The 12,585-nt window shown below is 63.5% G+C and carries 10 protein-coding genes; all 10 read right to left on the bottom strand.

The annotated features are described in order from the left end of the window. Window positions 1–164: 164 nt before the first annotated feature. Window positions 165–1,067, bottom strand: a complete 903-nt coding sequence (locus HPO_RS05515; protein WP_157532688.1) for an FAD:protein FMN transferase — start codon at window positions 1,065–1,067, stop codon at window positions 165–167. Between the two features lie 68 nt (window positions 1,068–1,135). Next, window positions 1,136–1,951 carry a DUF4198 domain-containing protein gene (locus HPO_RS05520; protein WP_035595584.1) on the bottom strand — a complete coding sequence of 272 codons (816 nt, stop codon included), beginning with the start codon at window positions 1,949–1,951 and terminating at the stop codon, window positions 1,136–1,138. Window positions 1,952–1,987: 36 nt separating this feature from the next. After that, entirely contained in the window at window positions 1,988–2,503 is a 516-nt protein-coding gene (locus HPO_RS05525; protein ID WP_035595586.1) for a DUF2271 domain-containing protein, read from the bottom strand. A 10-nt stretch (window positions 2,504–2,513) separates the two neighbouring features. Then, window positions 2,514–3,080, bottom strand: a complete 567-nt coding sequence (locus HPO_RS05530; protein ID WP_051612364.1) for a PepSY-associated TM helix domain-containing protein — start codon at window positions 3,078–3,080, stop codon at window positions 2,514–2,516. Window positions 3,081–3,381: 301 nt separating this feature from the next. Further along, window positions 3,382–4,734 (bottom strand): efflux transporter outer membrane subunit, encoded by a 1,353-nt coding sequence (locus tag HPO_RS05535; protein WP_035595588.1) that lies wholly within the window; start codon window positions 4,732–4,734, stop codon window positions 3,382–3,384. A 5-nt stretch (window positions 4,735–4,739) separates the two neighbouring features. Continuing rightward, window positions 4,740–6,677 carry a MacB family efflux pump subunit gene (locus HPO_RS05540; protein ID WP_035595590.1) on the bottom strand — a complete coding sequence of 646 codons (1,938 nt, stop codon included), beginning with the start codon at window positions 6,675–6,677 and terminating at the stop codon, window positions 4,740–4,742. Between the two features lie 36 nt (window positions 6,678–6,713). Further along, entirely contained in the window at window positions 6,714–8,090 is a 1,377-nt protein-coding gene (locus HPO_RS05545) for an efflux RND transporter periplasmic adaptor subunit (RefSeq protein ID WP_035595592.1), read from the bottom strand. Between the two features lie 264 nt (window positions 8,091–8,354). Then, window positions 8,355–9,803: a sodium/proline symporter gene (locus HPO_RS05550; protein WP_035595594.1), complete on the bottom strand. Its 1,449-nt coding sequence runs from the start codon at window positions 9,801–9,803 to the stop codon at window positions 8,355–8,357. Continuing rightward, window positions 9,800–11,137, bottom strand: coding sequence for an MFS transporter (locus HPO_RS05555; protein ID WP_084324177.1), 1,338 nt, complete (start codon window positions 11,135–11,137; stop codon window positions 9,800–9,802). Before HPO_RS05555 ends, HPO_RS05550 begins: the two co-directional genes overlap by 4 nt. Further along, window positions 11,137–12,585, bottom strand: coding sequence for an aspartate kinase (locus tag HPO_RS05560; RefSeq protein ID WP_035595597.1), 1,449 nt, complete (start codon window positions 12,583–12,585; stop codon window positions 11,137–11,139). The genes HPO_RS05555 and HPO_RS05560 overlap by 1 nt, the downstream gene beginning before the upstream one ends.

Genomic DNA, 12,585 nt, shown 5'->3' on the forward strand with positions numbered 1-12,585 from the left:
GGCTGGAAGACTCAAGTTTAAATGACTATCATTCTCAAATATTAAGTCCTATTTTTTCAACGCATTATGCTCATTTTTGGATAGTAGTGGATATTTGACCATTTTGACGCAGGTAGGCTGGCCCCGCAAAATTGCCTCCGGCCTTTGAAAGGCCCCTCGCCTCTTCAGTCTTGCCAATCCGCAAGACGGGCTGAAGCGCGCGCGGGAGCGTCGCGGTATTGAGCGAGAACGGCGAGCCCCAGACGGTCTGCCAAGACAAGGGCGGCCGCATCGCCCATGGCAAAGAGGGCCGTCGCCCAAGCATCCGCCAGAGCGCAGGTTTTGTCGATCACGGAGAGGCTGGCGAGGTCACCGAACCTGCAGGCTCGGGACACAGCGGGGACAATATGGGACAGCGTGTGACAATCCCGGACAATCTGCTGACGATAATCGCCAGACGTGGCCACGCCGTGGCTGACCAGGGCGAGCCGCCAGGGCGCCTCCCCCGGTGACGGGTTTTCCAGATCGACCCACCAGGGAGAGCGGTCCGGCTTGACGCCCCGGCCCACAAACTCACCGCCGATCTCGACAAGGTATTGGGTGATGCCGAAACGCTCCAGCGTGGCGGCCATCTGGTCGACCGCATATCCTTTGGCGACGGCGTTGAGATCGAGCGTCACGCCGCCCGGCTGGTAAAGGCGGGCAGGCTCCGGCAAGAGCTGATCCCAGATGACGGGGCCATGCGCCCTGCCCTCTTCTCCGGCGCCGATGCCGGCGGGCCCAAAGCCCCGGCGCATCACTTCGCCGCCCAGGCAGGGATCGAGCGCGCCGCCGCTGGCCCGCGCGACGTCCAGCGCAATGGCCATGACTTCCGTAAACGGAGCATCGATGGACAGGCTTTCACCGGGGGTGAGGCGATTGTAGCGGGAGATGAGAGAGAACGGCTCCCATGGGCTCATCGAAGCGATCATGCGGGCAAAGCCAGCCTCAAGCGCAGCCCTGACGGTTTCTTCCGGCAGGCCCGGCGCGGAGCACCAGCTGGCCGACCAGTTTGTGCCCATCGTCTGCCCCTGAAGGCGCAGGCCCATAAAAGCATCCGGCCGCGGCGTAATCTCGCCGCGGCCGAAATCGTCTGGGATCAGGAGGCGAACCTCACTCAAAGAGGCAGAGCCTCGAAGGTGAAGACGTAGCTGGAGCGAACCTGGATTTCCTTGCCGTTCAGCATGCCCTTGCCTTCGCTGTCGGTGCTGAGCCAGTAGGCGCCCGCTTCTTCCGGCGTGAATTTGATCGTGCCGGTGGCGTCGGTGGTGAGTTTCAGGCCGTCCTCGGAATTGCGGTAACGGTCGCTACCCCGGATGATGTCGACCTCGATGCCCGCAGCCGGCTTGCCATCCATCAGCAGCTGGAACGTCACTTCTTCGCCGGCGAACACGTCGTTGGGATGGGTGACCGGCTTCAGTTCAAGGCCGGTGCCTTCAGTAGCGAAGACCGTGGTGGTGGGAGAGCCGAGGGTCACGAAAGTTTCGATGCGGCGCACATTGCCCGACACCTGAACACCGGGCTTGGCTTCGATGGCTTCGGATTTCAGTGTCTCGGCATTGCCGCGCCAGCGCTTGCGCTCGCCGCCCTCTTCCCAGCTGGCCATGTAGCCGGCGCCGCCGGAGGAGATGCGGTAGGTGCCTTCCTTTTCCAGCGCCACATCGAACACCGAGCGGTATTTGCCAGACGCCTTGTTCTGCGCTTCCACCGGTTTGCCATCCGGGCCGAAGACGGTGACCGTATCGAGGTTCATCGCGTGGTGGTTGGGATAGAAGAGGTTGTTGGAGATGGCGCCATCCACCGTCACCCACTGGTTTTCGCCGGAAAGCGTGAAGGATGACGGCAGCATCCAGGCGCGGTGGGCGCTGGCAGAGCTGGCAATGGTGAGCGCCAGGGCGGCGACGGCGCAGGCTTTGAGAAAGGTCGGTTTCATTTCGTGACTCCCGTGATGGTGTTGCCCGGCTGGGCACTATTTGCCCGCAAGGCGGAGGGTGACTTTGCCGAGTTCGCGCTCGCCCGCGGCGGTCTGGGCAGCGCCTTTCAGCGGCCAGGTGAACGGCACGCTGACGAGTTCGCGGCCACCAACTTCGCGGGCGGCTTCCACGACAAGCTGGTAGTTTCCGGGTTTCAGGTCTCCGAAGGGGCCTTTGTCCGTTGGCAGAACGATTTCGTGGGTGCCTGGCGCCTTGGTGGGGCCGGACACGCCGTCGACCGGCATGGAAAGCTCGCGGCCCGTGCGGCGCCACCATTGGCGGATGTCCTTCAGCCAGGTTTCGCCCTTGCCCTCACCTGTTTCGCCGGCCTGATACCAGACGGCGATATTGGAGACGACCGAGTGATCGGGATTGGCAATCCAGATGGCGACATAGGGGCGGTGATATTCGGCCACATCAAGGCGGGGAATGCCGACTTCGATGGAGACATCCTCCGCCATCGCCTGCCCGGTAAGCAGGGAGAGACCGGCAATTGTCAGAACTGTACGCATACAGAGCACCTCATATGTGAAGGAAGAAGAGAAGGATGACGACGGGAATGGCGAGCCCGCCCAGAACGAGCGGCCATGTGGATCCGCGCCGCTGGGAATGGATCTGGAGAAGCCACAGGCCCGTCATGCAGAAAACGATACAGGCAACGGCAAACACATCGAGGAACAGCGACCAGATGGCCCCGGCGCTGCGCCCTTTGTGCAGGTCGTTCAGATAGGAGATCGGGCCGCGGGAGGTGACTTCGTAAAGCACGTCGCCGGTTTCCCGGTCGATGCTGAGCCAAGCATCACCGCCGGGGCGCGGCAGGCTGATATAGACGTCTACATCGGTCCATTCGCCCTTCTTGCCAGAGAGATCGGCGCCGAGCTGGCGCCGGATTTCGGCGGCGGCCTCAACGGGCACGGTGGCGCCGTCCGCGATGTCGATCTCAGACAGAAGCGCAGCGAGGGCAGCTTCGGAGAGGACCATCTCCACCTCCTCCACCTTCGGCTTGGCGGGGATCTGGTGGGCATGGTTGAGGGTGATGCCGGTGAGCGCAAACAGCAGCATGCCGATCAGGCAGATGGCGCCAGACATCCAGTGCCAGGTGCGCGCCTGCCGCTTCCAGAAGGCATAGGTGGACCACTTCTCCAGATGGCGGAGAGGTGACTTGCTCCAGGCGGAGGAAGAGCGTGCGGCGGCGATAATCTGTTTCAATGCGGAAGGCCCGAACCCTTGGTGATCTGAGACAGCCAGTGCCCGAGTTTATCCGCAATTGCAAGTCATTCTCATGTGCAAAATTGCATTTGTGCAGGGTGTCGCAGAGGATTTGGGCAGCCCTCGTCCCTACCCGCTCAGGCGCGCATCTGGCTGGGCCTTCCGGGGCGGAGCTGAGGGCTCAGTAGCCGCCGCCCACCGCGACGTAGAGGTTGATGGCGGCTGTCAGACGGTCGAGCCGGCCGAGGACATAGGTGTTGGCCGCATCGAAATAGTTCTGCTGAGCGTTCAGAAGGCTGGTGAGGTCGCCCGTGCCCGCCTGATACTGGATTTCAGCGGCGCGCAATGCTTCCTGGGCCGCATCCCGGGCGATGAGAAGCTGTTCCTCCCGCGCGGCATTCGCCTCTATCGCCTTGAGGCTGACATCGACGTCGCGCAGCGCGCTGAGGATCGACTGGCGATAGGCGGCGAGTTGAGCTTCGCGGCGGGCCTGCGCGCTTTCAAGCTGGGCATCGAGGCGGCCGCCGGAGAAGATCGTCTGCGCGACGGAGGCCGACAGCGAACCGATGAGATTGGTGCCGCCGGTCAGCGCGGTGGAGAGCCCTGCCCCGAGATCGATACTGGGGAAGAAGGCTGCGCGGGCGGCGTCAATGTTGGCATTGGCGGCGCGCAGGCTGGCTTCGGCCTGCATCAGGTCTGGCCGGCGCAGCAGCAGGTCTGACGGCAGGCCCGGATCGGCCGTGGGCAAATCAATGGTCAGCACATCGGACTGCGGCGCGGTATATCCCTGCGGGACGCGGCCGAGGAGGATAGCTAGGGCGGTTTCCTGGCTGGTGATCTGAGATTCCAGCTGCGGGATGCGCGCGCGGGCATTGGCCAGCTGGGCCGACTGGCTGGATACATCAAAGCCGGAGATCGTGCCGGCCTCGTACCGCACCCGGACGATTTCGAAGATGCGTTCGGAGATTTCGAGGTTGCGCCGGGCGACGGCGAGCTGTTCGCGGGCAGAGAGCAGGTTAAACCAGCCAGCGGCGACATCTGACTGGACCGTCAGCTCCAGCGCGCGCTGGGAGAAGACGGCGGCATCAAGGTTGGCGAGCGCGGCATTGCGGCTGGCTGCGTTGGCGCCGAACAGGTCGAGCTGGTAGCTGGCCGAGAGGCGGGCACTAGCATCCACATCATCGAGGCCTGCCTCGGTGTTGCTGCTGGATGAGAGACTGCCGCTGGCCTGCGGAAGGAAGGCGGCGTTGGCCGTCTTCAGCGATGCACGGGAGGCATCGACATTCGCAAGGCCCTGGGCCAACGAATTGTTGGCCGCGAGCGCCTCGGTGATGAGGGCATCGAGATCAGCGGAGTTGAAGCCTGCCCACCAGGCCTGTTCCGGCGCGCTGAGGGCGGCAACTTCGGCGGCATAATCATAGCCATCGGGCATGGTGACGCCGGCCTCCGTGGCAGTTTCCCGCTGGATGGGGTTGATGCTGGCGCAGCCTGCGAGGGTGAGCGCGGAAGCGGAGATGAGCAGCGTGCGGATCATGAAAACTACTCCGAAGCGAGCGCGGCGACAGGGTCGAGGCGCGATGCCTTTCGGGCTGGCAGAAGGCCGAAGACGAGGCCGGTGCCGAGCGCCGAGCTGAAGGCGAGGATGGCGGGAAGCGGGGTGACGGCGACGCTCATGCCGGACTGAGCCAAGATGAAGACAATGCCGAAGCCGATGGCGACGCCAGCGATGCCGCCGAGGCCGCCGACGACGAGGGATTCCACGATGAACTGGGTGAGGATATCTGACCGCCGGGCACCGGTGGCCATACGCACGCCGATCTCGCGGGTGCGTTCAGACACGCTGACCAGCATGATGTTCATCACACCGATGCCCCCGACCAGCAGCGAGATGGCCGCGACAGAGCCGAGCAGGATGGAAAAGGAGTTCTGCGTTTCCTCGACCGAGGCGAGGATGGAGGCGGTGTTGCGGATCTGGAAATCTTCCGTGCCGTGACGGGCAAGCAAGAGCGCCTGCGCTTCGGCTTCCGTTTCGGCGATGCGCTTCGTATCATCCACGGCAATGGTGATCGAGGAGAGGTAGCTCTGGCCGAAGAGGCGCATCATGCCTGTGGTGATCGGGATCAGGGCGATATCATCCTGATCCTGGCCCCAGGAGGAAGCGCCTTTGGATTCGAGGATGCCGGCTACCTCGAACGGCGCGCCGCCGAGGAACACATATTGGCCAACGGCGCTCTCGATATCGTCGAAGAGATTGCCCGCGGTGGTGGTGCCGAGGACGACAACGCCCATGCGGCGGTCAACGTCATCCTTCTCAAAGAAGGTGCCGTGGAGCATGTCGCGGTTCTGGGCGATGGGCCAGGTTTCCGAAACACCCTCGATGGAGCTGGAATAGTCCTTTCCGCCATTGCGGAGGGTGGCGCTGGTGGAACGCGAGGGCACGGCAGCAAGGATGTTTTCGAGTTCACCGAGGGCCTGGGCGTCTTCCAGTGTCAGCGTGGCAATCGCCCCGCCGCGCATCCGCGTGCCGGGGGCGCCGGGGCGGACGAACAGGAGGTTTGGCCCCATCGACTCAAACCGCGCCATCACATCTGCGCGGCTGCCCTCCCCGATGGCCAGCATGGCGACCACGGCCGAGACGCCGATCACCACACCGAGCAGCGTGAGCGCTGTGCGGAAGAGATTGGCCCGCAGTGAGCGGAACGCCATCTTGACCGACTCTACCACCTGAGCCAGCGGCGACGGGCCTTTCCTGTCGTAGCGATACTGGGGCGCTTCTTCGGCAGCGGCCTGATGATTGCCGGTATCGGAGACGATCTTGCCGTCGCGGATCTCGATCACCCGCTTGGCGCGGGCGGCAACTTTCTGATCGTGGGTGATCAGGATGATGGTGCGGCCGGAAGCGTGGAGTTCCTCCAGCAGATTCAGGAGATCGTTACTGGAGCCGGAATCGAGCGCGCCGGTGGGTTCATCGGCGAGGATGACTTCAGCATCATTGACCAGCGCACGAGCAACGGCGACGCGCTGCTGCTGACCACCGGAAAGCTGGCCGGGTTTGTGGTGGATCCGCTCGCCCAGGCCAAGCTTGGCGAGGAGGCCTGCGGCCTTCTCCCGCCGCTCAGAGAGCTTGAGGCCCGCATAGACAGCGGGGATTTCCACATTCTCCGATGCCGTGACGCTGGCGAGCAGGTTGTAACGCTGGAAGATGAAGCCGAAAGTCTGGCGGCGCAGGGCCGCGAGCCGGTCCGGATCAAGATCAGATACATTCTGTCCACGGATCGAATATACGCCGGTGGTTGGCCGGTCGAGACAGCCGAGCATGTTCATCAGCGTCGATTTGCCGGAGCCGGACTGGCCGACGATGGCGACGAACTCGCCCGTCTCGATGGTCAGCGAGACGCCGTCCAGTGCGCGGACTTCGGTATCGCCGGACCCGTAATAGCGGGTCACATCTTTCAGTTCGATCAGAGGAGGAGTCATCAGGATACCTGCTGCCTGCGGGTTACCGGGTTGGGCCTACATACGGCCCGGCGGCGGCCCCATGGGCCCCTGTTGCGCGCGCTGCTGCGATTGGCTGGTTGCGGCAGTGTTTCTGGCCGACACTTCGCCCGTCACAACCGTCTGCCCCGGCTCAAGCCCGAAAAGAATTTCGGCCTGGGTGCGGGTTTTCAAACCAACAAGCACAGGGCGCGGACGCGGCGTGCCGTCTGCCCCCATGATGAGGACAGTGGCGACTTCGGCATCCGGATACGCGTTGCGGGCTTCCATGAAGGCGCGGCGCTGGCTGTCATCCTGCGGCGGGCCACCGGCGCGCTCGCTGGCTTCAGCCTGCATCATGCCTCCGCCGGTACGGCCTTCCCGCGCGCCGCCCTCGGCACGCTCGCGGCCACCTTCACGGTTTTGCCCCTGCGGGCGCTGGCCGCGCTGGGGGGCGGACTGCAGCGCCGTTACCGGCACGAGCACGGCATCCTTGGCAGAGCCGGTGATGAAGAAGACCTGAGCGGTCATCTCCGGCTTCAGCAGATTGTCCGGATTGGCGATGTCGAGCATCGCCTTGTAGAGGACCACGTCGTTCAGCACTTCCGGCGTGGGCAGGATCTGACGGACCGAGCTTTCCCAGCGGCGGGTAGAATCCCCCAGCGTCGAGAACCACGCCGCCTGCCCCGGCTTCACGCGCAGGACATCAGCTTCGGACACATCGGTCTCAACCGTCATGATTGTGAGGTCAGCCAGCGTCAGGATGGTGGGTGCGGTCTGGTTGGCGTTGAGCGTCTGACCCTCCACCGCTTCCAGAGACACGACTGTGCCGGAAATCGGGGCATAGATGTTTGTGAATTCCAGCGTGGCCTGCTGGGCGCGCAGGGTGGAACTCTGGCGGGTGATCTGGGCCTCGATTGCCTCGAGCCGGCCGATAGCGATGGTGTATTCGGCCTGCGCGCTTTCAAAGTCGGCACGGGCGATGGCGTCATTTTCGAACAACATCTTCGCACGGTCTGCATTTGCCTTTGAAAGCTCCAGGGAAGCTTGCTGCTGCCGGCGGCTGGCCCGCAGTTCCAGAAGCTGGGCCTGGCTGCCTTCCACATTCGTTTCGGCGATGGTGGCGTCGATGCGTGCCAGAAGCTGTCCCTGCTCCACAAGGTCGCCTGCTTCCACCAACAGTTCAGTCAACTGGCCGGAAACCTGCGCGCCGACGGCGACGGTATCTTTCGGGGCCACCTTGCCGGCTGAGGAGATCGACACCTCAATATCACCGCGCGTGACCTCGGCGGTCTGGTATTCGGGGGCTTTCTCACCGCCCCAGATGGCCTGCCAGGCCAGCCACGCCGCCAGCACGGCGACAGCGGCAATAATGATCCAGGTCCAGCGGGTTTTCAGCAGATGGGTCTTTGACATGGAGGCTCAGCTTCAAATGATTTCTCTGGGCTTTAACGCGGGCCCGGCGGTATTCCGTCGCGCGCAACTGCCAGAAGTCTGCAATTGTGTCGCTGGTGTTCGCGCCATAGCCGATTTCACCTGAGATTTTATTGTCACGAATGCGGGAATTCATGGCGAACACGCCATAAATGCCTGCATCGCCCCGTCTCTGGAGGGGAGATGCAGTAAACCGGAGGCTGGCTGAATGCGCCGCAACCGCTCGTTTCGAGCGGCGGCGCAGGATTATTCGGCCGGGCCGCCGCCAGCGGCTGCGGGAGACGGCGCGCTCGCCGGCTCGCGGCGCTGGGACAGGAACCAGCCCAAAACGAGCGGCACGAGAATGCCCGGCAGCCCTTCATAGATGCTCTCATGCCAGCCGAGGCCGAAGCGCCAGAAGAGTGCCACGCTGACCCCCAGCACAAGCATGAAGATCGCCGCCGGCTCCGACACCCGGCGGCGCAGGGCATAGAGCGCGAGGAGCGGCGCAAAGGCAGAGGCGAGCGTAGACCAGGCGAGGATGACCAGGCTGAAGACACTCTGATTGCCCGACAAAGCGAGGCCGAGCGCAATGAGAATGGAGGCCGCCGTTGCTGCCTTCAGCATGAAGGCCGTCTCCAGCCGCTTGGGCGCCAGATCGTGCGTGAAGGCGGCCGAGCAGGAAAGAACGAGGGAGTCGGCGGTCGACATTGTGGCCGCGAAGATGCCAGCCAGGATCAGCCCGACGAGGACCGGAGGCAGTAATTCCGTTGCCATCATTGGCAGGGCGAGTTCCGGGTCGATGTCAGCGAGGTCTGGCAGATAGAGGCGCGAGAGCATCCCGACGCCCGTGGCCAGCAGATAGAAGATCGTGAAATAGCCATAATACCAGGCGCGCGCACGGCCCATATTCCGGTCATCATCGAGCGCCATGAAGCGGACCATCACATGCGGCTGACCCACCACGGAGAAGCCGGCAAACAACCAGCCGACAATGAACAGCGCCATGCCGAGCGCGCCGGGGAAGAGAATATCATCCGGGAACGGATCAAGAAAGCCGGGGATCGCGCGCCATAGCTCCATTGCGCCGCTGACCCCGCCCACGCCCGCGAAGGCAGCAATGAGCAACAGCGTCATGGCGGCCATCATGGTGATGGATTGAGCGCCATCAGTCCAGATCGACGCGCGGATGCCGCCGACGATGGAGTAAATCAGGACCATGGTGGCGACCATCACCGCGCCCGTCCACGGATTGATGCCGAGCACGCCTTCGAGCGCCTTGCCGCCCGCCGAAATCTGCGCGGCGGCATAGGCAATCAGGAAGATGACCATGATGACAGCAGCAATCTTCTGCCAGACACCGAATTTTTCCCCATACCAGCGGGCGATCACCGCGGCGAAGGACGCCTCGCCCGTCCGGGCGGTGGCCTGGCGCAGGCGGCGGTGAATGAAACTGGAACCGATGAAATCCCCCACGATCCAGCCGAACATCAGCCAGATGGCAGCAAGGCCGGTCTGGTAGGTGAACCCGATGACACCAATGAACATGTAGCCGGAATTGTTGGTGGCGACCGCGGAGAGCCCGGCGAGCCAGGGGGCAACGCTGCTGCTGGCGAGGTAGTAGTCCTTGCGCTTGCCGGTTGCCTTTCGGCCAGAGGCCAGACCGATTGCCACAAAGGAAAGCAGTATAAGGACGAAGCTGATGGCGGTGATCATGGGGCGGCCTCCTGTGGGCCGGAGGCGGGCCCGGAAAACAGATCCGGTTGCTCAGGCTCGCCGCGCGGATCGATCTCTGCGATGGCAAGGCTGGTGGCCGGGGATACGGAAAAGGGTTCGCGCGCCTGCGTGGGCACAGGCGGCGAAACGGCGGCGCGGGAGAGGCAAGCGATGGCCAAGCCCGCCAGCGCAAGGCCGGCAAACAGGAAGAGGCCGCCCCCACCTGGAATGATCTGGAGAAAGCCACCGGCAATCAGCGGGCCAATGACCGACCCAATACCCCAGACGACAAGGATGCCTGCCATCATCGACGTGATTTCCTCCGGGGCCGCACGATCTGCCGCATTCGCCACGGCAACAGCGTAGTAGCTGAGCGAGCCGGCGCCGAAGATGGCGGCGAGGAGGAGCGTGATCTGTGGAATATTGATGGCTGCGGTGATGAAGAGGAAGATAGCCGCAACGGCCCCGATGCCGGCAGCCGCAGCGATGACGATGCGGCGATCAAACCTGTCGGAGACCAGACCGATCGGCCAGAGACCGATCATGGCGCCGGCAAGGATCGCGCCATTGAGCTGCGCGGAGAAGGCGGCGGCATCTTCAGGCCGGATGGCGGCGGCGAAAACGGGGTACAGCTGGGCGACGGAATTATTGACCGCGCCCGCACAGAAGGCCGCGAAAACCGAGGCGGGCGCAAGGGAGAGCAATCGTCTGGGCCCGAATGGTTTGGCGGCGACGAGTTCGGGCTGCGTGCGATTGGTCGCCGCGACGGGCAGCAGCGCGGCGATGAACAATCCCGCCACCACCATGAAGGCGCCAAGACCCGCGAGCGCGGCAGCAACAAGAAAAGGCGCCGCGATGGCGCCGGTCTTGGAGACCATATGATAGAAGCCGAGAATGGCGCCGCGTTTCTGAGGCGGAGCGGCATTGGCGATCCAGCTTTCGCCCGCCGTGAGCATCCCCGCAGCCCCTGCTCCGGCCAGCGCCAGCAGCAGCGCCCAGCCGGCAATTTCACGCCCCGCAATTGGCAGGATCAACGCGGCCAGCGCGCAGATGCCCGCCAGGAGGGTGAAGGTGCGGATATGCCCGATGCGGCGAATTTCGTGGGGCGCAATCAGCGTTCCCCCCAAAAACCCGGCGGAATAGGCCGAGGCGACGAGGCCGATGCCCGCCCCGGCGACGCCGGCTGCAAGCAGTTTCAGCGACATCACCATGGCCAGCGCCGCCATGGCGCCCTGAAGCAGCGTCAGCGCGGCCACCAGAACAAGGATGTTCCGGTAAGCCGCAAAGCTGCCGTGTCCCGACAGGACCAGCCCCGGCCTGCCGAGGAATTGCATCACGCCGCCGGGCGCAGCGGCGCGGCCGGCCTGACAGAAACGCCCGCCCGCTCCACAAGCGTCTCATGCAGCGCGCAGATGGCGGTGTCAAAATCCTCCTCCTGGATGACGGCCTGAATGTCCGTTTTCCGGGAGACCTGCTGCAAGCCGATGAGCGGCACGCCAGCGTCATGCAAGGAGGTGAGCGCCCGCGCCGTGATGCCGGGCACGTTTATGTCCGCGCCGATGACGGAAACGATCGCCACGCGGCTGGTAGAGACGGCCGCCCCTGTGAGACGGGCTTCAATGTCAGCGGCGGCGCGCTTGAGGGCCTTGCGGCTGCCTTCGACATAGTGGGTGATCGTGTTGGCGTTGGAACATTTCGACACGATACGGATGGAATGACGGGTCAGCGCTTCCAGTACGGCCGCGTCATAGCCCTTCTCCCCCACCATATCCTGATCGAACACTTCCAGAGCGAACACGCCTTTGAGGCCAGTGACGATTTCCGCCCGCGGCTTCTCCGGCGCATAGTCTGCGCAGATGACCGTGCCGCCATCCTTGGGATCGAAGGTGTTCTTCACCCGCAGGGGAATGCCCGCCTGACGCAGGATCTTGGCCGCTTTCGGATGGACTGCTTCCATACCCATGTTGGAAAGCTGGTCGGCCACGTCAAAATTCGTCAAGCCGATCTTGCAAACCTTGTCGCTGCCGACGAGGTTTGGATCAGCGCTGGAGAGGTGGAACTCCTTGTGGATGATCGCTTCATCCGCGCCGATCAAGGCGGCAAGGCGGGAAAAGGTTACTTCCGTATACCCCCGGCCAAACTGGCGGACAAGACCGTCGCGGCAGCTAGCATAGCCAGTGACGATGGGCAGTTCTGTTTCCAAGTCAATCTTGTCGAGCGCGTCCTGCATCCGCTCTTCCATGGTGAGATTGCGCTCGTCCCGCCAGGCGGTGAGATCTACAGCCTTTGCATTTACACCATGCTTCTGAAGCAGAAGGGCCGTGTTGAACGCCGAATGCGCTTCCCCCAGTGAGGAGAGCACTTCCTTCACGGTGGCGAGGTTTTCATCCAGCCGGAATTGGCCGTAGGAACAGAGACGGTGCAGATCAATCAGGCAGTTACGGACGTCTTCAATCCGTTCCCGCACGAAATTGTCCGCAACGGCCTGCTCGGGCTCGCCGCCGAACATTTCGGCGTTCTTCTCTTCCATGGCAGCGGCTACCGCGCCGAGCGCCTCGGTCCACGCCCATTTGTTGCCAGCGCCGGAGAACAGGCTGAACACGCCCGCCTCACCGGATTTTTTGTGTTCAAGCAGCCGGTTTGTCATGCCCGAATAGGCCGAGACGACGAAGATGCGGTTATAAAGCTCTGCGCCCTTGCGGCCACCGATCAGCACATTTTCCAGCACGGCCTGCGTATTGGAGATCGACGTGCCGCCGATCTTTTCCACGGTACGTTTCAT

Source organism: Hyphomonas polymorpha PS728 (genome assembly GCF_000685315.1).
In the GTDB taxonomy this organism is placed as follows: domain Bacteria; phylum Pseudomonadota; class Alphaproteobacteria; order Caulobacterales; family Hyphomonadaceae; genus Hyphomonas; species Hyphomonas polymorpha.